General features: G+C 36.6%; 17 protein-coding genes and 2 pseudogenes. 4 read left to right on the top strand and 15 right to left on the bottom strand.

What is annotated here, in order from left to right:
* Window positions 1-62 precede the first annotated feature (62 nt).
* The 7 genes and pseudogenes from JFU50_RS26805 to JFU50_RS26835 form a co-directional block, all read right to left on the bottom strand.
* Window positions 63-1,676 (bottom strand): N-acyl-D-amino-acid deacylase family protein, encoded by a 1,614-nt coding sequence (locus tag JFU50_RS26805; RefSeq protein ID WP_201224865.1) that lies wholly within the window; start codon window positions 1,674-1,676, stop codon window positions 63-65.
* Window positions 1,677-1,701: 25 nt separating this feature from the next.
* On the bottom strand, window positions 1,702-3,180 hold the full coding sequence (locus JFU50_RS26810) for a M81 family metallopeptidase (protein WP_201224866.1): 1,479 nt from the start codon (window positions 3,178-3,180) through the stop codon (window positions 1,702-1,704).
* A 34-nt stretch (window positions 3,181-3,214) separates the two neighbouring features.
* A complete protein-coding gene (locus JFU50_RS26815) occupies window positions 3,215-4,534 on the bottom strand; it encodes a transcriptional regulator (RefSeq protein ID WP_201224867.1) in 1,320 nt (439 codons plus the stop codon).
* A 452-nt stretch (window positions 4,535-4,986) separates the two neighbouring features.
* Entirely contained in the window at window positions 4,987-5,418 is a 432-nt protein-coding gene (locus JFU50_RS26820; protein ID WP_242486129.1) for a hypothetical protein, read from the bottom strand.
* A 525-nt stretch (window positions 5,419-5,943) separates the two neighbouring features.
* Window positions 5,944-6,762, bottom strand: a complete 819-nt coding sequence (locus JFU50_RS26825; RefSeq protein WP_397329190.1) for a putative protein N(5)-glutamine methyltransferase — start codon at window positions 6,760-6,762, stop codon at window positions 5,944-5,946.
* Window positions 6,763-7,525: 763 nt separating this feature from the next.
* Window positions 7,526-7,736: pseudogene (locus JFU50_RS26830) on the bottom strand (IS6 family transposase); the annotation flags it as partial.
* A gap of 106 nt (window positions 7,737-7,842) precedes the next feature.
* The gene (locus tag JFU50_RS26835) at window positions 7,843-8,190 is read right to left on the bottom strand and encodes a hypothetical protein (protein WP_201181021.1); all 348 of its coding nucleotides are present in this window, start codon (window positions 8,188-8,190) and stop codon (window positions 7,843-7,845) included.
* 634 nt (window positions 8,191-8,824) lie between these two features.
* On the opposite strand from JFU50_RS26835, the gene JFU50_RS26840 reads away from it, so the two are divergent.
* The 3 genes from JFU50_RS26840 (at window position 8,825) to JFU50_RS26850 (ending at window position 12,128) form a co-directional block, all read left to right on the top strand.
* Entirely contained in the window at window positions 8,825-10,360 is a 1,536-nt protein-coding gene (locus JFU50_RS26840) for a maltose/glucose-specific PTS transporter subunit IIC (RefSeq protein ID WP_201224869.1), read from the top strand.
* A 31-nt stretch (window positions 10,361-10,391) separates the two neighbouring features.
* The gene (locus JFU50_RS26845) at window positions 10,392-11,084 is read left to right on the top strand and encodes an N-acetylmannosamine-6-phosphate 2-epimerase (protein WP_201225202.1); all 693 of its coding nucleotides are present in this window, start codon (window positions 10,392-10,394) and stop codon (window positions 11,082-11,084) included.
* 189 nt (window positions 11,085-11,273) lie between these two features.
* Complete coding sequence (locus JFU50_RS26850) at window positions 11,274-12,128, top strand: MurR/RpiR family transcriptional regulator (protein WP_242486128.1); 855 nt, start codon at window positions 11,274-11,276, stop codon at window positions 12,126-12,128.
* 165 nt (window positions 12,129-12,293) lie between these two features.
* Here the strand turns inward: JFU50_RS26850 and coaA are convergent, their stop codons facing one another.
* The 8 genes and pseudogenes from coaA to JFU50_RS26890 all read right to left on the bottom strand — a co-directional run bounded on the left by coaA (window position 12,294) and on the right by JFU50_RS26890 (window position 18,840).
* On the bottom strand, window positions 12,294-13,214 hold the full coding sequence (coaA, locus tag JFU50_RS26855) for a type I pantothenate kinase (RefSeq protein WP_201224870.1): 921 nt from the start codon (window positions 13,212-13,214) through the stop codon (window positions 12,294-12,296).
* A 191-nt stretch (window positions 13,215-13,405) separates the two neighbouring features.
* Complete coding sequence (locus JFU50_RS26860; RefSeq protein ID WP_053345612.1) at window positions 13,406-13,699, bottom strand: RNA polymerase alpha subunit C-terminal domain-containing protein; 294 nt, start codon at window positions 13,697-13,699, stop codon at window positions 13,406-13,408.
* A 335-nt stretch (window positions 13,700-14,034) separates the two neighbouring features.
* On the bottom strand, window positions 14,035-14,178 hold the full coding sequence (locus JFU50_RS26865) for a hypothetical protein (protein ID WP_207198900.1): 144 nt from the start codon (window positions 14,176-14,178) through the stop codon (window positions 14,035-14,037).
* A 149-nt stretch (window positions 14,179-14,327) separates the two neighbouring features.
* Window positions 14,328-14,753 (bottom strand): annotated as a pseudogene (locus JFU50_RS26870) (IS3 family transposase); the annotation flags it as partial.
* 315 nt (window positions 14,754-15,068) lie between these two features.
* Window positions 15,069-15,296, bottom strand: a complete 228-nt coding sequence (locus tag JFU50_RS26875) for a hypothetical protein (RefSeq protein ID WP_201181028.1) — start codon at window positions 15,294-15,296, stop codon at window positions 15,069-15,071.
* Between the two features lie 413 nt (window positions 15,297-15,709).
* Window positions 15,710-16,540 carry an ABC transporter ATP-binding protein gene (locus tag JFU50_RS26880; RefSeq protein ID WP_201224871.1) on the bottom strand — a complete coding sequence of 277 codons (831 nt, stop codon included), beginning with the start codon at window positions 16,538-16,540 and terminating at the stop codon, window positions 15,710-15,712.
* Between the two features lie 247 nt (window positions 16,541-16,787).
* Window positions 16,788-17,609 carry an enoyl-CoA hydratase-related protein gene (locus JFU50_RS26885; RefSeq protein ID WP_201224872.1) on the bottom strand — a complete coding sequence of 274 codons (822 nt, stop codon included), beginning with the start codon at window positions 17,607-17,609 and terminating at the stop codon, window positions 16,788-16,790.
* 589 nt (window positions 17,610-18,198) lie between these two features.
* Window positions 18,199-18,840 carry a GntR family transcriptional regulator gene (locus tag JFU50_RS26890; RefSeq protein WP_201224873.1) on the bottom strand — a complete coding sequence of 214 codons (642 nt, stop codon included), beginning with the start codon at window positions 18,838-18,840 and terminating at the stop codon, window positions 18,199-18,201.
* Window positions 18,841-19,321: 481 nt separating this feature from the next.
* On the opposite strand from JFU50_RS26890, the gene JFU50_RS26895 reads away from it, so the two are divergent.
* Window positions 19,322-20,134 carry a hypothetical protein gene (locus JFU50_RS26895; RefSeq protein WP_201224874.1) on the top strand — a complete coding sequence of 271 codons (813 nt, stop codon included), beginning with the start codon at window positions 19,322-19,324 and terminating at the stop codon, window positions 20,132-20,134.
* The last annotated feature ends 64 nt before the right edge of the window (window positions 20,135-20,198 follow it).

Here is a 20,198-nt window from a genome sequence, read left to right on the forward strand (position 1 = left end):
CCCTTTTCTTTTAATCTTTCATTTTTCAACAGACTAATTAATAGTGAAGTATTTATAAAAAATTACATTTTTCCAACTAAATCTATTTTTGAATGTCGGACTGCTCTAATTACATGCCCATCTCGTGCACCTGTGTATCTCCCATGATGAACGGTTAATTTTCCGTTTATATAAACCATAAGTATGCCTTCAGGCTCTAATAGCGGATCATCAAATGTAGCCCGATCTTTAATTTTTTCGGGATCAAATATAACAATATCTGCCTGATATCCCATTTTTATTAATCCCCTATCCTTCAATCTCATGAGCTGCGCAGGTGCACCTGTCATTCGACGAATTGCTTGTTCAAGCGTCAAAGCTCCATCTTCTCTTACGTACTTGCCTAATACTCTCGGAAATGTCCCATATAATCGAGGATGCGGCTTGCCACCAAAAATTCCATCTGATCCTACCATTTGCAGTGGATGACACATACCCAACAGAACATCATCCGCAAAGCCCCAATGAATAACCATGGCTACATTTCCTTTTTCCTCAATCAGAATATCAAATGCGGCATCTTCAGGGGACTGCTGCCTGATTTCTGCAATTTCAATCATATTCTTACCTTCAAAGCATTTATTCGAAGCCGTTTGAACGGATGTAATAATGATATTTTTCCAACCACAATTTAAAACCCAGTTTTCGTACTCTGTGTTAGTTTTAAATTCATTGGATATTCTTTTTCGGACTTCAGGAATACCCAATCGAATCAGCGTCTCTTCCGTTCCTCCTGAGTGCATCCAAGGTGGAAGAATGGCATGAAAAACGGTTGAAGCAGCTGAATATGGATATTGATCAAAGGTAATTTCAATTCCTTCCTGTCTTGCGGCGTCCATCTTGTCTAGTGCTTTCTTAAATTTATCCCGATTTCCCTGGCCTATTATCTTAAAATGGGAAATATGAAGTCTTACATCGGATTGTCTGGAGACATCTATGACTTCATCCAAAGCTGACAAAGAATGAATGCTTTCATTGCGAATATGGACAACGAAACAGCCGTCATATTTGGCGGTACCCTTACATATTTCAATTAATTCTTCCTTATTCGAGAAAATATTTGGGGGATATACCAATCCGGAGGACAACCCTACTGCTCCCATACGCATTCCTTCCTCGACTAACGAACGCATTTTTTTCAATTCTTGTTTAGTAGCGGTTCTATTCTCAAATCCCATGACCAAGGAACGGACAGCTCCATGAGGTACCAGGTAAGCAGCGTTGCCTACCATTTTTGACTTTTCGAGAAATGAAAAATATTCATCAATGCTATTCCATGGCCATTCCCCTATATCGCCATTTAGTCCGCTTAATTGCTTTTGCCATAACGGCTTTGTTTCTTCTGATACAGGAGCGACAGAAATACCATCCTGTCCAAATAATTCTGTAGTCACACCTTGAAGTGCCTTTATTTTATGAACTTCAGGAACGGTGCATAGTAAATCAGAATGGACATGAGGATCAATAAATCCTGGTGAAACCGCCAATCCTTTAGCATCGATAGTTTGTACAGCTTGTTCTTTGCCTAAATTTCCTATAAAAGCAATTTTCCCATCCTTTATTCCAATATCCGTTTTCGTCCATGGGTTTCCTGTTCCATCATAAACTCTTCCATTTTTTATTATCACGTCTAGCATTTTGCCACATCCTTTATAAGTTTAGTTAGACTAATAGATGATTTCTTATAGAATCAAAAGGGTATATAGGTCTGCTTATATTCTTGTAGTCAAAGGTTGATAACTTGACACTGCTTAACCCAGGCGAGTCAACCGTTATAATTTCTTTAGCAATAGGCATGAAGGCTGCTCGGAAATGGTGAGCTGATTTCAAACCAACAATACTTGATTTTTCAACATCTATTCCATGAAGGAGGAATATTTGTTCATCAAATGTCTGTGAATTTACAGAACATACGATGATATCCACTTTTCCGACCGATAATCTTGCACTTCTCCCCAAGTTTACTTTGCTACCATTCCACATCGGTGAGGATTGAATAAACTTGCCATCAGACAGACTTTTTACATAGGCTAATATTTTTAGAGGTTTCCCGTGTAATGTATCTGTTTTACCTCCTAATTCCACTTGAATCAGGGAACCCACACCTTCTTTATGGGCTATTTCCGCTACTCCTGGATCAAAAATAAATCCAAAGCAACTATTTGGAATGTTTGCTTCAATCATTTCCTTCAATAAAAAGGTGCCATCACCTGGTGTACCTGCACCAGGGTTATCGGAAGCTTCGTTAATGACGATGGGCATTTCATTCCGAGTGGAAGCATATGAAATTGCTTTCTTTGGTGAAAGCAAGATAGGAAAAAATTCATCTTTTTTCTCAAAAATTCTAGCAGCTATATCATCTGAAATTTTCTGTGCTAAAGAGGGTTCATTATTCGTAATGGTAATAACCGAAACACCTGCATGAGGAATATCTGAATATGGAAAGCCGTGAAATACAGTACAATCAAGCACCTCAGGATGACTTTCCCATTCTTGGCACCAGTCATTGATTTCATTAATTGGAGAATAGTAAGAAGTTGTAGTAGGAATAAGTAATGGTAATTTAGTTAAAGCCATTTCTGGGTTGACTTTCCCTTGAATAATACAAGCTGTTACATCAATCGCTTCAATCCCCCTTTCATAGGAATCCGTATGAGGGTAATCTATATTGCCGAGTAGTGCATCTGCTTCTTTAACCATGGTTTCGGTAATATTACCATGCAAATCCAATGCAGCTACGATAGGGATTTCGGAACCCACAACGCTTCTTAATTCCGATAAAATCTCACCTTCAATATCGTCAATTCCTTCAGCTACTCCGGCTCCATGAAGAAACAGACAAATACCATCAAGTTTGCCAGAATTCATTATGCTAGATATTAATAGATTTTTTGCAATTTGAAATGCTTCCTGTGTTATCGTTCCTGAAGGATTGGCCATGGCTGCGAAGGTCGGCACAATTTCAATCCCAAGCTCTTCTCCCCGGTCAATCATCCCACCCAAATAATCTAGGACACCAGTATGCCTTTCGAGAAGTTCCTTTCCTTGGGTCCATTCCCATATTTTAAATAAGTCGACAGTCGTTCTTACTCGAGAAAACGTATTCGTTTCATGGGCCAACTGACCGATTGCTATCCTCATAAAATAACCCCTTTCTTCAATAGTAAAAAAAACTCTATCTAACAGACTCCATAAAAAATTGAAATTCATAAAGCTGTCGCGGTCTACCGCGGTGTATAGGCTGTTCCTCACCAACAATGACAGCTAAATTAGTATTTTCAAGTGTATTAAGAATTCTCCTTGCGCTCCTAATGGTCAAACCTAGACCGTTAGCAAGATCATTTGCCGTGATGCATTTACTGCCGAAGCACTCACAAAAGGAAAGTAATTTATTGATGGTTGCAATACTGAGTCCAGCTTTTTTTGCTAAGTTCATTAGATGTGGGTCATCACTCCGTAAGGAATATTTCAATCTTCCATCTTTTCCAACAGGCCCATAAACTGTTTCATCCATGTCAACCACAAAGCAACTGGGTTTATTCACTTTTGCCTTCGTAAGTGCTTTACGAGCACTCACTTCTGCTTCGTTTGCAGTATGTCCAAATCCAATTCCGATGGTGGTCTCTATATCAATTTTCATGGCTATCTCATCTAATAACGGAGCTTTTTTATATTTTTGGGTCGTCCTCTCAATTGCACCGCGAGTGGTTATAAATCGCACCTCATCCCGTTCTGACCAATCAAAAATAGCTTGAGTTTCTTCACAAAAATCTATAAGAAGATTTTGTAGTACAGCCTTTTTACGCTGTTCTCCATACTCTGATAATGGCTTATGTAAAGACGAAAGCAAATTATTAAAATGCAGTATTCCAATCGCAATTTGGGTATCGCTTTGGAGCAAGGCCTTCCCTTCTAAAAGAACATTATTCAGGCTGGTTCGAATAGCAGACTTAGTAGGGAGAACCCTGAATACTAGCACCCCTAGCCCTTTTAACGATTCATATACGGATTTAACACAAGTAATGGCTACTTGAGTTTGATTGTTACTCCACAGTTCATAATGAAATTGAACCATTTCCTCAGCTTTTTGATCGGTATTCAGAAAAATCTTTTCTGGATATATCTCTAAATCCTCTAGACACTCTTTTACTTCTCTATTCGGCAATGTATCTATACTAATCCTCAATGGTGCTTTGATTGGGTTAAACTCAGTTTCAGTAATAATTTTAAAAAGAGTACGATACAAAGATGTTCCTGTTGATGGAATAAAAACCATTGGCTTAGTAATGTTTTGGTTTTTAGCTATCTGATAAGGGATAGTGCCTGCAAATAATAAAACATCCGCTTCGTCGGCTCTTTTTTTTATCACATCTAATGTTTCCTGTTCATGATTGTAAGGAGCAGGTAACATGGTAATAGCGGAGTATGATTGGCCGATAGTGACTACTAGTTCTACTAAATCCATAGGGCCGATAACTAATACTTTTGTATTCATTCATCCTCCTGCTTTTTTCAAAATATACTGAATAGTTAGATAGTTAATGTTACTTATAACATTAACTATCTAACTATTAAAAGTAAATGTCTGTTAATGGACCGAAATACGATTTTTTTGAGCAATCAGTTATTTATTTGGTCTTTCTCTATTCGTTCCACTAGAGGATACATATTTTTGTACATTCAGTTCATTAATAGACCTGGGCCCTTATTGATAAATTATCCATATCATACGTTAATCGTGTGATATTAGAGAAAACATTTCTATTTGCCACATCAATGACTGTAACAACCCTATTTCCTCAATCACCACTAACCGGGGATATAGAAGATCCATCGTATATTTTTGGCTATGTTAAAGGAAAGGGTTGATTTATAGGTTCAAATGTAGGTGCTATTTAAAATAATGATAAATGGAATTACTGAAGAGACAAAAGGGAACAAGAATTTTTATAAAGAACACCTCAATGATGAATTTATAATATTATTCCCAATAAAAATAACTTGGAAAAGTATCTCCAAGCTCATTTGTTTTACTGTCTGATTTTTTACTAGGCCACTCGCTAGTCCGATAGAAATCTTATTCAGAATAAAGCCAAGGGATCGGTGGGGGGTACCAGCTTCAGGTAAAAGATAAACAAAAGTGAAAAAGAAACAAATTAAAAGACCGAAAATAATAATGAATAAAGAAAGGAATGGCTTAATCTTTTTAATAATCCCATACATACCACATAGGATACTTATAACACCTATAAATAGTTCAAATAGTGCTACTGGATACACAGAATAATGCTCCATAATAATTACTCTAAAGGAATTAAAGATTGTTATTGATAGAACAAATATTATTTGTAAAGCTAGACCCCAATAAGGAATTTTCATTTTCTTCCTCCTAAAATTACATATCTCATATTCACTTTAACATAGATACCCAAAGGGCCCTTTAAACACTTCACAATTCAAATAAATGCATGGGAAACGACCATCCATATCAATCAACGAGTTTATATTTTATCTTTTTTTATATCAACCTTAACCTTTAACTATGCCATATTTTTTCTAAATGAAAAAAGATTTGCCTACAGTTGTTATGTAGGCCGGTGGTGATATAACCTTATAGGGGTAGCGTAGCTGCAACTGCATCCACCTTAATACGACATCAGATATTAAGGCTTATAATTTCTTTCAGGACCCTTGTTAAATTTAACTGCCCGGTTTGTTGCATACAAAAAAGGTTGCCTCAGCAACCCTCTCAAATAAAGGTAAAGCACTTGTTCGATTAGTCCTATTTTAACTTCGAACTATGACATGAACCTTTATATTATTTACGCGACTTTTTTATTGGGCCATATTTTTGACTTCCATCACAGGCTATCAAGCAAACATCACTCTCATTTGCGGACAGTGCTAGCCGTCCGAACTGCTCTGAAGGTCGGGCTTGGTTCCGATGACGACGGTGGCGTCCAGTTCGTCGAATCTGGCCACTTTCGGTACCAGCCCGTTGCGAGTGAAAATCTCGACGGTCTTCGGCGCCTGTCGCTCGCTAGTCTCGACCAGCAGGTGGCCACCCGGTGCCAGCCAGATTGGGGCCGCGTTCGCCACCCGTCGCTGGACGTCAAGCCCGTCCGCTCCCCCGTCGAGCGCCACCCGTGCCTCGTGTATGCGGGCCTCCGGGGGGAGCAGTCCGATCACCTCGGTGGGTACGTAGGGTGCGTTGGCGACCAAAACGTCGACGCGCCCCCTAAGTGTGGAGGGCAACGACTCGTAGAGGTCACCTTCGTACACGTAACCACCTGCGACAGTGACGTTGCGGCGGGCGCACCGCACCGCCGCCGGGTCGATGTCGGTGGCGTACAACTCGATTCGTTCCAGTGCAGCGGCCACCGCGGCGCCCACCGCGCCCGATCCACAGCACAGGTCAACCACGATGGCTCCTGGTCGGGCGATGTCGGCGGCCTGTCGGACGAGAAATTTGGTGCGTTGACGGGGTACGAAAACTCCAGGGTCCACCGCTATTCGCAGTCCGCAGAACTCCGCCCAGCCAATGACGTGTTCGAGGGGCAAACCGGCGGCTCGGCTGTCAACCATGGCGGCAAGGTCGGCTGGAGTCCGTTCCGCGGAGAGGAGCAACCGGGCCTCATCTTCGGCGAAAACACAACCGGCGGCCCGAAGCCTGCTGACTATGTTTGTACAAGTGATATCTCCATGAAAGCCACCATAATTCACAAATGATCCTGCCTCGGCATGGAGTGTTACATCATCAACATTTTTTGAAGTTGCAGACTCAGTTGTTAACTTACTTCCATCAACACAATTGACTCTCCCAAAGCTCAAAGTAGCTTTCCTTAAGTCCATAAATCCCCCTCATTCCCATCCTCGTAACTATCCGGTTAGCACAATAAGAAGCAGGCATTGTTATGTTATAACCCCTTTTCTTAAACTTAAGCAATCGTTTCGATTAACTAAAAAAGGCGTACCACTATCGTAGTAACACCTTCCTTTTTGAGCCTTCAAAGTTATATATTCGTCAAAGGGAAAAAAAATCCCTTTTTCCACTAAACCGCCCCGTTAATTGCATAAAAATAGGTTGCCTCAGCCACTCTCTCAGTGAAGTAAAGCACCCATTAGTACATTACTTTTTTTAGTAAAAAACTCATATCCCCCCCATTTTTTCTAGTGTAATCAATTGTATATTGTTCCAATTCTAGCAATATATTAATATTTTTATGATCACTCGAAATATTGATAAGTAATGGTAATGAAAAAAAGCTTTGGCTTCTTCAACTAACCCAATTCAATTTGACCATTAATACTTTTGAGCATTGCAATACTAACTATGCCTCATTTCTTCAGTTTCAATAAGTCGGTGACTCCCTTGGGAATTAAACATCTTTTAGTCTTACGAGAACCTTATCAACCGATTAAGATTGGCCTTGCATGATTAAATGACTCTTCAAGAGTCTAGTGGCTATTCCTCCATGTTGATTTACATCCATTGACCTTTTACTTTGATATACTTTTCATCCACTCTCCAGGAGTCATTTGTTGTATTAAGATGACGCTGTATTCCTTCACCTAATGTCAATCAATATTGATGACCCAACGCATAAATCGTTGTATGAGCCATCGATAAGCCACGTTCTTCCCCTCATCTCCACTACATTAAGAAAGCTCAAGTTGCACCGCAGGTACCATCTCATTGTTAACAAAGTATATGAGTCAAACTTATTCAAAATTAATACTTCATGATGAAAATCATCTTGAACATTAATAGTCATTAGATTTTGCACCAGGATTGAACTGTCCCTACTTTATTTTTGAGACAATTAATCCAACTACAATAATCGAAAATCCTAATAAAGTTTTCCAAGTAGGCACTTCCTTTAAAAATATGTACCCCATTATCAATGCGATTAAAATTTCTATCCCCTTAGAAGTAACTAAGACATATGTCAGGTTATGTATAGCTTTAAATCCAAACTTTACTCCATAACCTATCAGCATATTAGCAGTTAAAAATAAAGGTAAGACACGAAGATGGAACTTGAGTGTTTCCCAAAAAGCTGAATCAATGTGTTTACTTTGATAAGAAAAAATCAGGTTTATCAGAAATAATCCTAAGAACAAGCACGCTAGACTGTAAATATAATTCATGCACACACTCTCTTTACTAAACTTCTTGTTTTTAGCATTAGTTTATCCTAAAAGGTTTTTCTTATACCATAAATTTTGCATAAGGTAAAAAATATGGTTCTGTCACAAAAATGAATAATAACTATTGTGAAGATATCTTTTATTTGTCATTAAAAACTTTATTACAAATTAGCCTTATTTCTGTCCGTAAAATAGTAAAAGCAACTAGTATCACTCATACAAGTTGCTTTTTTTAAAGAGACCTCTTATCAAAAAACATTGTAAAAGATTTAAGACAGCAATCACAACCGCAATACACCATGAGAGGATCTTTTTATTTAGGCTCATTTAAACATTAATTTTGATAGTTAAACAAAAGAAAAAGGAAATTAATTTAGTCCTTTGTATGTCTTCTTGACCTAAACCAGCTAATAGGAAATACTTTTTTGCAATCAGATTTTCAGAGATTATTTTTTTTTGAAAACTTTTTCAAAAAAATCAGCTCCTAGGTGAAAACAATTGATATCTCTTGCTTCGTATTGAAAACGCTTTTATAGGGATTTAATATATAGCTATAGGGAAGAAATACCCCTTATTAATAGAGAATCAAAATATAGAGAACATTATAGGCTCGTTAAATGAGGGAGGAATTTTTATGAAGAAAGCTTTTGAGAAAGCGCAGCAGTTCGGTAAATCTTTTATGCTCCCGATTGCCGTTTTGCCAGCGGCCGGTTTATTGCTGGGAATTGGCGGTGCTCTTTCTAATCCAAATACAGTTGAGGCCTATCCTTTTTTAGACTTTGCCTGGCTGCAGGCCATTTTCACGATCATGAGTTCTGCAGGAAGCATCGTATTCGGTAACTTGCCGGTCATTTTTGCCGTAGGTGTTGCAGTAGGATTGGCACGTTCGGATAAGGGGACCGCTGCACTGGCAGCCATGATTGGCTATTTCGTCATGAACAGTTCAATAAATGCTCTGCTTCAAATAAACGGGGAACTTGCCAAAGAGAATTTGGCAGGTTCCGGACAGGGAATGGCGGTCGGGATCCAAACACTGGAGACTGGTGTGTTTGGCGGTATCGTAGTAGGTATCGTTGCCGCACTTTTGCACAATAAATATAATAAAATTCAGCTTCCGCAAGTGTTAGGATTTTTCGGTGGTTCCCGGTTCATTCCCATCATCGTTTCCTTCGCGTCCATCTTGGTTGGAGCCGTGCTTTTTATCGTATGGCCTTATTTCCAACTTTTCATAAACCAATTAGGTGCGCTGGTAACGAGCACAGGTACGATTGGGACTTTCTTTTACGGATTCATATTACGGATGCTCGGGCCGTTAGGGTTGCACCATATTTTCTACCTTCCCTTCTGGCAAACAGCTTTAGGCGGAACGATGGAGATTAAAGGGCAGATTGTCAGCGGGACCCAGAATATCTTCTTTGCGCAATTGGCCGACCCAACTACTGTCAAGTACTATGAGGGTGTTTCCCGGTTCATGTCCGGAAGGTTCATCACGATGATGTTTGGTTTACCCGGCGCGGCATTGGCCATTTATCATTGCGCTAAACCTAAAAATAAGAAAGTCGTGGCCGGCTTGCTTCTTTCAGCTGCCTTAACATCATTCTTAACAGGCATCACCGAACCGCTTGAATTCAGTTTCTTATTTGTCGCCCCGATCCTTTATGTTTTTCATGCCTTGTTTGACGGACTTGCCTTCATGATGGCAGATATATTCAATATAACGATCGGTCAAACCTTTTCTGGAGGATTTATTGATTTTACTTTATTCGGGATACTCCAGGGCATCAGTAAAACAAACTGGATTTATGTACTTCTAGTCGGCATTCCGTGGTTTTTCCTATACTACTTCACTTTTAAATTCTTGATCAGGAAGAAAAATTTGAAAGTGGTCGGCCGTGAAGATGATGAACAGGCCGCTGTTACACAAGTAACGGCTTCAGAGAGAACCCAGACCATCGTTAATGGATTAGGCGGACAGGAAAATATCGATATAGTCGATTGCTGCGCAACCCGTCTACGTGTCACTGTAAAGGATGAATTATTGGTAAAAGATGACTTAATTATGCAAACTGGTTCAAAAGGTATCGTGAAAAAAGGAAATGGTATTCAAATAGTATACGGTCCCCAAGTAACGATCATCAAAAATGAAGTGGAAGAATACTTGGGTCATTAAGAACATAGATAACGATAAGGACGTGTTAAACATGCAACAGGTGCTGGATAAAATTCACAAAGGCTTAATTGTATCATGTCAAGCATTGGAGAATGAGCCGCTGCACAGCTCTTTTATTATGGGACGTATGGCCATTGCTGCCAAAGAAGGCGGTGCAACGTGCATTCGCGCCAACTCTGTAGCTGACATAATGGAAATCAAGAAAAATGTGGACCTTCCAGTCATAGGGATCATTAAACAGGTGTATGGACAAAACGATGTCTATATTACTCCCACCATGGTCGAAATTGATGCTTTAATGGAAACTAAAGCGGAAATCATTGCGACGGATGCTACTGCTCGGATAAGACCGAACGGTAAAACGTTAGAGCAGTTTTATTGTGATATAAGAGCAAAATATCCAGATGTTCTGTTAATGGCTGATGTATCGACCATAGATGAGGCTGTATACGCTGACCATTTAGGATTTGATATTGTAGCACCTACACTCTACGGCTATACAAATGAAACAATGGGACAGAAAATTTATCAAGATGACTACGCTGTGCTCAAAGAGATAATAAAAGCAGTGAAAAATGCAAAAGTTATTGCAGAGGGAAATGTCATAACACCAGAAATTGCTCGTTCTATATTAGATATGAATGTCCATGCAGTAGTAGTAGGTGGCGCTATTACCAGGCCACAGCAAATCACAAAAAGATTTGTAGATGCTATGCAAAAATAGAAACTTTGTAGATGTGCACCGAACATAACAAAAGAATGAAAAAGACTCAGACTATCAGCAGTTTGGGTCTTTTTCTCGATTAATATTGTTGTAGCTGCAACTTTATTTAAAACTATCGGTTATAGACGTTCTTAATGGTTACATTAAACTATACTAAAGAAAGCATACATTTAAGAAATTCAACCTGAAATGGGTGGTCAAATGGAATATCTAGCAGAAAATCTCATATATGGAATCGAGTGCAGTATGAGCAAATTCACAAAAACAGAAGAAGAATTAGCCAAATATATTCTTCAACGCCCTGATGAAGTTAGCCAGTTGACAATAAGTCAAATTGCTAAAAATCTTCACATTTCGCCAGCAACCATTACGCGTTTTTGCCAGAAACTAGCTTTTTCAGGATTTAATGAGTTTAGACATGAGTTAAAAAGGTTCGTTGATCTGCAAAATACACCGATAAGCATGAAAAACATTAAGCAGGTAGATTATTTCGCTAAACTGTACCAAGATCACTTAGGAATCATTGACAACACCTTTCGTATAGCTACTTATGACGATATCCAGAAAGCGGTATCTTTCCTTACTCAGGCAGATAAGATACATGTCTATGGAATAGGGAGTTCGGGTATAGCCGCCCAGGAGTTTAAATCCAAGTTTTTCCGAATTGGTTTACATGTTGAGGCTGTTACGGATACTCACCAGGCAATGATGGATGCGGCTTTAAGTAACCAGAATAGTGTTGTCATTGGCATTTCCATTTCCGGAGCAACAAAAGAAGTCATTCGTGCTGTTAAAATTGCAAAGAAACAAGGCTCACTCATATTAGTTTTTACAGGTGATAAAAATTCTGAGCTTTCACAGCTGGGTGACTTATCATTATTAGTAACCAGTAAAAGTAGCATGCATATGGGACAGAATATTTCTCCCTTACTTCCGCTCTTATTACTTTTTGATTTAATATATACAGAGTTAGTAGCAAAAGATTATAAAAACAGGATAAATATTAGAGAAAAGACTTTACAGGTATTAGCTGATACTGATTAGTTTTCTTGGAACCTTTACGTCCTAATTTATATTAGACATTTGATTGCTCTATAATACTAAGAAACATACTTTCAAAAGGCCGCCAATTGGCGGCCTTCTTATGGCGCTAACGCACCTGTTCGTTGAATTAGATATATTTATTTTTTTAAAAAGTTTTAAATTATATTATCTTCGTAAATAGATATTTTCAGCTTTATGATCTGATCCTTTTTTTAAAACTAGATTGGCACGTCCTTTTGTCGGTAGTATATTTTCATGTAAATTTTTCAAATTAATTTCTTCCCAAATTTGAGTCGCTTGTTTAATAGCATTTTCTTTAGACAAGTTAATGTACCGATGAAAATAGGATTCGGGACTTTGAAATGCTGTCTCTTGAAGTAGAAGAAACCTTTCAACATACCACCTTTCTATGTCATGTATCTCTGCATCAACATAAAGTGAAAAATCAAAAAAGTCACTGACAAATACTTGATTTTCTTTGTCAACTTGAAGAACATTAACACCTTCCACTATTAAAATATCTGGATTACTGATAGTTTGTACTTCATTCGGCAAAATATCGTACGTCAAATGTGAGTAGATTGGAACTTCCACTTTATTTTTTCCAGCTTTTACATCTCCGATAAGATTAATTAATTTTTGTGTATCATAACTTTCAGGAAACCCTTTTCTTTTCATCATTCCTTTTTCTACTAAAATCTCATTTGCGTACAAAAAACCATCTGTTGTGACTAGACCTACATTTCTATGGTTATCCCATCTAGATAATAATGTCTGAAGTAACCTTGCTGTTGTACTCTTTCCTACAGCAACACTTCCTGCAATTCCAATAATATAAGGGGCTTTTTTAGCATTATTTTTTAGAAATGAAGAAGTAGCTGTGTTAAGTTGCTGATAAGCTTCGACATATAAATTAATTAAACGAGTCAAGGGCAAATAAATCTCTTCTACTTCCTGAATAGATATTTCTTCATTTATTCCTTTTAAGTTATCTAATTCTTCTTCAGTTAAAGGAAGAGGAGTATGATTTCGTAAAGATGCCCACTTTTTTCGATTGAATTCAAAATAGGGAGTATAGGAACTCATGATTTTCGTTACCTCACTTTTTAGAGTTACTTTCAGTTTAACAAGGATGGTGGCCAAAAAAACTCAGGAACCATCGATGTTTCTAATCCCTTATTGACATAAAGCCCCTGTGACTTGAGGAAGAAATTGAATAAAAAATTATGCTCCAGTAGGCATAAAATGCATTACTTAAGTTTAATCATTCTTGGTGTTTAATTTTTGAATGATAACCCATTTGTCTCCAAAGCAGTCCTAAGTTTAGGTATAGAAGCTGGTCCCATACCGTGAAATTGCAAAATCTCTTTTTCACTAAATTTTGATAGCTGTTGTAGTGAAGTTACCCCATTGTTTTCCATTGCTCGTCTGGCTGGCGCAGAAAGTAGTGAAAGAAATCCGTTGTCAGGTTTGCGCTCTTGCTCACAAATAGGGCAGGTCGGACAGTCGCTACCCTTATAATATTTGTGTCCTTTGTTGCAAGTCCTTACATTTTTCTTTGAAGTTGTCATTTCTAATGTCTCCTTTTCTCAAGAATTTTTTAGCAGTCTATCTTCTGCCAACTTTTCAATGGATTACTTAAGAAGTAATAACATCATAGGTATATCAAGCTAAGCATTAGCGGCTACGTATTCGCCCCATTCCTGCTGTTATGTAACTAAACTCCCTCAATAAAAAAGGATATAACTGGACATTTGAAGAAAATGACTCATAGGAAAGTCGCCCCGTTAGCTCCATTAGAATAAGAGTCGCCAAAGCAATTTCCTTAATAAAATAAAGCACCTGTTAGCTTAATAATCCGTTTTATCGTTTGTCATTATCTAATTCATCATCAAGAAAAGACTTTTTATCTTCCTTTAAATTCATACTTCTTTTCAAGAAATTGACCAATAATTGAACTATTAATACCTTTCCTTACTGCTGTTTCGATAACTATAAATAGAATAAATAACCCCAAAATATAAAAAACAATAGGTATGATAGCCTCCACTAAAAATCCCCCAAACTAATAATCAATTATTTCCTTTACTTTACCATAAAATTCAGAATTCCTTTTGGAACTAACCTGCCCCATTCGTAATATAAGGTCAGCCAATTATTAAACTGAACCCTATGTAAAGGATTTTTTAAAAAAGGTCCTGCCACTTGGAGAAGGTGATTTCTGTATTGAACAGGAGTCACCTTCTTTAAGTTCCATTGTAATCTTAAATTGTTATAGTACGTCATATAACTTCTAATTTCCTTTTTAAGTACTTCTATTGTATTGCAGGGTTTAATTTAGGCTTCATCTTTAAAATGACCAAAGAAGGACTCTAGTGGAGCGTTATCCTAACAGTTCCCTCTTCTCGACATGGATTGCCCAAGTCCTAGTTTTTTTTGAAAAGTGGACTAGTATAGTGTACTCCGTGATCAGAGTGAATAGAGGCCCCTTTTTACTCGTTTATTCTTCGTTAACTTTACTAATGTATCTGTAGTTAAATCTAATGTCATTCGGCTAGACACATTATAGGCAAGTATTTCATTGGTTGAACCATCTTTAATCGTGGATAAATAAGACTCATCATTAGTTAACATAATGGATCCTTTAGGAAATAAAATACGCAAAGCCCTTTTTTCTTCCCCACGGGTTGGGACTTAGAACAAACACCTATACTACCTGTTTTCTATTTTCAATTGGAGCCAGTATTGTATAAAAACCAGAGATATAAAAAAGGTCTCATCATCCATCTCAGCAGGGATTAAAGTGATCATATTTGTCATCAATTCGGTTCCGAGTTTAAGACGTTTGTCGGTAAAGCCAAATAATTTCTACTTCTTCTAACTAGGCTAAACTTTTCTTCGATCAAGAAAATGACCATAAAAAAGATCTAGTTCATATGACTAGATTCTCTTTTTAATATCTTCCCTTATTGATTCAATGATAGTATCAGATAAATTTGATGGAAGAGATGAACCATCCTCAAAAACCCATGTATTAATTATTTCAAGATCTGCTTTATTAAAAGTAATGCTATAATCTTTATAATTGTGAGTAAAATCAGCTGTAACCGTTTCTTCACCATCAAACTCGTCATCAATAATCATATTTTTTATTTCATATGGCTTCACGATCTAATCTCCTTTTTATTTTCATTCTTGTATATAGAATTGACCTAATATGATTGTTTATTCACTTTTTTCACCCAGCCTGCCCAAATCAAAAAACGGAGGGCTACTTTCATCGTATCATATATTTGCAAGACCATATTCCTTACATTGTCAACCACTCAACCAGACACACTATTAAGGTGAATGAGAAAAAGGTATTGTCAAAACAAAAATACCCGCTCGTAAAAGTCAGCTTTCGCGAACGGGTCATTAATGATTAACATAAGGGTGTTGTTCTATAAAACGTTGCTCCCATTGAATCTCTATGAATAACAGTTGACACCCTTCTCAGAAGAGTTAAAATCCCCTAAAACTCATGTAAAGTTTATAGAAGAATTGATTATACTACTCATGCAGAATGCTTTCCAGAAGTTTTAGTTTTTTACAGTCGCTAACATCGATTTAATCCGGATCCAAGGACGATCGTTTTCCCATTCTAAAGTTATAGGAACACGAAAGGTCTTTTCTAACAATGATTCTGTTAATGTGTTCTTTTTATCGCCTTTTGCAATAACGTTCCCTGAATTGATTAACAAAGCATGAGTTATTGATGGAACGATTTCTTCGATATGATGTGTAACATATAAAATGGTTGGGCCGTTCGGTGCAGCAGTCATATCTTCAATAGTGGTTAATAGTTCTTCCTTAGAGTAAATGTCCAATCCATTACAAGGCTCATCTAAAATTAATAAACGAGGCGAAGACATTAGAGCCCTTGCAATCATCGCTTTTCTTTTTTCACCTTGAGAAAGAGATTGGATGAATTGGTTGGACAAATGTTTGATTCTAAATTGGTCTAGTAATTTATTTGCTTTTTTTACATCATTCTCTGTAATTTCCTCATATAATCCAATAGAAGCAAATTTACCACTTAAGACTACTTCAAGTGCTGTATCATTCGGCCGTGATTGATATTCCTGATCTAAGGAGGAACTCACCCAGCCTATGGATTTCCGTAGCTCAGGTATATTCGTTTTTCCAAAAATGTTTCCTAAAACAGAAACTTCGCCACCACTATTGGGCCATTGATATCCCGTAATCATTTTTAAAAGAGATGTTTTACCTGATCCATTTAAACCTAGAAGCGCCCAGTGTTCCCCCGTTTGGACTTCCCATGAAACCCCATTTAATATTTGGTTCCCATTGCGTTTCCAGTTAATATTCTTAAGTGAGATGACATTGTTGCTGGTTTTTGTTTGATTCATCTTTATCCCCCATCTGTCTTATAGACTCTCAGCCATTTCGTTTTTCGTTATCACACAATACGCCGATTTTATATAGAATGCCCTTTTATAATCCCTTTTTTTAACTTCATTTATATCGTTTTAAGCCTTTATGTAAAAATCCCCTTTCTTAAGGTGTGTGTCAGTTAAACTAAAATTCATTCAACGTTTTTATTTCTTATCTATACTTACACCTCAAGAAAGTTTCTCAGTATGACTCATTTGCATATTAAGAATATTTAAAGTTCGGCTTGCGTTTTTCTAGGAAAGAATGAACACCTTCTCTATAATCCTCTGAAACAAAAGAATCGATTACAAGTTGCGCTGTCTCTTGAGAATCCTCGGTAGCTCCCATTAATACTTCATTAATAATCTTTTTTGTCCCCCGTACTGACAATTGAGCATTTTTACAAATTAGTTTTGCATAATCCAAAGTTTCTTTTTCAATTGAGTCTGAGGAAAATACACGATCCACTAACCCAATTCGAAAAGCTTCTTCAGCATCTAATAAACGGCCTGTATATAGAATGTCTTTTGCTTTTGCAGGACCTACAAGGTCGACAATATTCTTTGTTCCAGGCGTATTATAAACTAATCCAAGCTTGGCAGGGGTAATGCCCAATCTTCCATTTTCATCAGAAAATCTAAAATCGCATGCAACTGCTATTTCACAGCCCCCTCCCACAGAAAACCCTTGAATCATGGCGATTGTTGGTTTGGAAACATCCATTATGGCTTTTTCTGCGACCAGCGTTGCCCTATTATATTTATCAGCCCCTTCAGCTGTATAACGTAATGTTTTAAATTCGCTTATATCTGCTCCTGCCGAAAACGCACTATGATCTACACCTTTAAAAATAATTACTTTAACCTGTGAATTTTTTTCGCATTCTTCTATTAAATCAGGTATTTTCGTCCACATTTCGTAACTAAGTGCATTCCGTTTTTCGGGTCTGTTGAAATTGATAAACGCTATATTTCCTTCTATTTGGAGATAAAGTGGCTCATTACTAATACTATTTTTGTTCACTACCTCTAGATTTTCAGCCATCTCTTCTACGTCCCTTCTATTTCTTTTTTAAATATAGTAGATTCTTCGGGTAACCTAACACCAATACCACCCTTTTACTGGTCTAATTTTCTCTTTCTCTACAAATAATTCAAAAGTCTCACAATTATTAGTATGGTGAACTTTACATTGATTGGACTTATCTTCAAGTTCTCTTCATTCAGAAATACTTCAGCCTACTCCTTAATTACACCAATAACAGGTATCGTTGGATCTACATGCTATTAACCATGTCACCATTTTCCTCCATAATCACACTTAAGAATTTCGTTGTATCTTCTTCTCCAGAGTAAAAGCTTTACCTGTTCCGAAATCATAAGAATGTCAATATCATCATTTTTCTAAAACAACTCAATACCTCTACTCCCCCTCAATCATTTTCATATTAATAGCATTTCGTACTAGAGGACTGCTAAATGTTAATAGTTTAAAACCTTCTAATGTTTCCGTTTCCATCTACAACCCTTTTTTTATTCAATGTCCATTTAATGAAGAATCATTTCAATCCACACTTTTTATATTATTTTAAATATTTTGATAATTTATGACAAAAAATAAAAGATACATTCCTTTATTTTTTATTTTTTTCAACTGCTTCATAAAACCTTCTTTTACCACTTTCAATATGGTCTTCTAACACTGCTTTTGCAAGATTAATTTTCCCCACTTTTATAGCATTCCAAAGCATTTTATGCTCCTCATACGATTGCTTTACACTTTCAGGAGTTTCTAAAACTATCTTTTGTAAGGTTATCAATGGTGTTCCCAAACGAGAAAAAATATTTTTAAAAACCTCATTCCCTGATAAAGACAAGACTTTATAGTGAAAATCATTATTTAGTTGTGCATAAACTTCCATATTTGCAGTAGCCATATCACTAATTATTTGATCAATTTCATTTACCGGATCCTCTTGTAATGGATATTTAAGGCGGCTTAGTGACATGTTTTCTAGAGATCCTCTGACTTCAAATAAATCACAAAGATCCTGTTTGTTGTATTTTTTTACAAATGAACCCCTTTTGGGAATTCTCTCGATCATCCCTTCATTTTCTAATATATAAAGTGCTTCTCGAACTGGACCTCGACTAGTACCAAAACTATTCGCATATCGCTCTTCAATTACTTTTTCCCCGGATTCCAAAACGTTATTTATAATATCAGTAACGATTTGACTTGCAATAATTTTTGGAAGATGCTTATCGACCTCCATAATAATACACCTCTTTTACAAATAACTTTAAGCGAATGCTCAAAAAGGAGGAAAAAAGCGAATCAATGAAGAGATTCACAATACTAGGGTCAGTTTCCTAGAAATAACTTCGCGATAAGAAAAATCTTTTTTCTTTTTGCGGAACTTTTCCTGACCTTTTTGAACAACCACTTAAGAATGATATAATGTCTTTGAGTATATTATATGTTATCTCTAAATTCCCTTCAACAAATTGTTAACAATTTATACTTATTTTCCAATAATCTAGTATGCATTTAAGATTAAAACCTTATTATTCAAAAGATTTTATGTTAATCAGTTTTTCTAATCACATTTTTTGTTAACTATTTTATTTATTTTATTAATGGATTAGAAGGGAACTGAATCAAAAGTAATTTCTTTCAATTCGATATTTGCTAGAATATAAAAATTATCTTTAAAAGGTAATTTTATATAAACTGGAAGTTAAGGGGGATTTTTCTTGAAAGTTTTTGCATTAGTTGGAAAAAGTGGTACTGGAAAGAGCACTTCTGTTCTTCAATATACCCATAAAAAAGGGATTCCTGCCTTTATTGACGATGGTCTTTTAATTGTTAAAGGCCGGAAAATTGCAGGAACTTCTGCAAAATACGAAAAAAATTATATTAAGGCGGTTAAGCGTGCTATATTTCATTACGACGAGCATCAAGAAGAAGTAATAAAAGCTATTCATAGAGCTTCGATTGATAAAATTTTAATAGTAGGTACTTCAATCAAGATGGTTGATTTAATTGCCCAAAAATTAAAATTAGGGAAAATTGACCAATATACTGATGTATCTGATATCCGTTCCAGTAAAGAAATTAAAATGGCACTCTTTGTACGAAAGACAGAAGAAAAACATGTCATACCGATCCCATATATTCAAATCGAACCTAGCATGGTTAAAAAGATAATCTTAAAGGGTAAGAAAATCTTTTCTAATCAAAAAATATATATTGGTGAAACAACAATTATTCAGCCAAACTTTAACAAAGGTACTATCTTCATATCTGAAACTGCCTTAAAAGATATTACAATTTTCAGTTGCAAAAACATAGTCGAGGTGTCAAAAGTTAGCAACATTAGATATAATTTCTCCAATGTCCCTAAACTACAAATACAGGTCGAACTCGTTTCCTCAATTGATCAAAATATTATAAAAATGATCGAAATGATTCAAGAGAAAATCACCTTTATTCTCCTTTCTGTCTTGGAAATTGAGCTAGATTCAATCGATGTTTATATTTCTAGTCTTACTTTAGAAAAAGATTAATAGAAAAGAGGATGAAAATATGAAGTGACTCGTTAACCTCACTCCTTCATTAATCATCCTCTTT

It is taken from the genome of Peribacillus sp. TH14, assembly GCF_016651145.1.
In the GTDB taxonomy this organism is placed as follows: Bacteria; Bacillota; Bacilli; order Bacillales; family DSM-1321; genus Peribacillus; species Peribacillus butanolivorans.

What these genes read in the sequence shown, in the direction of transcription:
- coaA (WP_201224870.1), bottom strand. Translation starts at nt 13,214, where the DNA reads ATGAGTTCCTATACTCCCTATTTTGAATTCAATCGAAAAAAGTGGGCA.
- JFU50_RS26845 (WP_201225202.1), top strand. Translation starts at nt 10,392, where the DNA reads ATGCAACAGGTGCTGGATAAAATTCACAAAGGCTTAATTGTATCATGT.
- JFU50_RS26880 (WP_201224871.1), bottom strand. Translation starts at nt 16,540, where the DNA reads ATGAATCAAACAAAAACCAGCAACAATGTCATCTCACTTAAGAATATT.
- JFU50_RS26805 (WP_201224865.1), bottom strand. Translation starts at nt 1,676, where the DNA reads ATGCTAGACGTGATAATAAAAAATGGAAGAGTTTATGATGGAACAGGA.
- JFU50_RS26885 (WP_201224872.1), bottom strand. Translation starts at nt 17,609, where the DNA reads ATGGCTGAAAATCTAGAGGTAGTGAACAAAAATAGTATTAGTAATGAG.
- JFU50_RS26840 (WP_201224869.1), top strand. Translation starts at nt 8,825, where the DNA reads ATGAAGAAAGCTTTTGAGAAAGCGCAGCAGTTCGGTAAATCTTTTATG.
- JFU50_RS26810 (WP_201224866.1), bottom strand. Translation starts at nt 3,180, where the DNA reads ATGAGGATAGCAATCGGTCAGTTGGCCCATGAAACGAATACGTTTTCT.
- JFU50_RS26890 (WP_201224873.1), bottom strand. Translation starts at nt 18,840, where the DNA reads ATGGAGGTCGATAAGCATCTTCCAAAAATTATTGCAAGTCAAATCGTT.
- JFU50_RS26820 (WP_242486129.1), bottom strand. Translation starts at nt 5,418, where the DNA reads ATGAAAATTCCTTATTGGGGTCTAGCTTTACAAATAATATTTGTTCTA.
- JFU50_RS26850 (WP_242486128.1), top strand. Translation starts at nt 11,274, where the DNA reads ATGGGTGGTCAAATGGAATATCTAGCAGAAAATCTCATATATGGAATC.
- JFU50_RS26815 (WP_201224867.1), bottom strand. Translation starts at nt 4,534, where the DNA reads ATGAATACAAAAGTATTAGTTATCGGCCCTATGGATTTAGTAGAACTA.
- JFU50_RS26860 (WP_053345612.1), bottom strand. Translation starts at nt 13,699, where the DNA reads ATGACAACTTCAAAGAAAAATGTAAGGACTTGCAACAAAGGACACAAA.
- JFU50_RS26835 (WP_201181021.1), bottom strand. Translation starts at nt 8,190, where the DNA reads ATGAATTATATTTACAGTCTAGCGTGCTTGTTCTTAGGATTATTTCTG.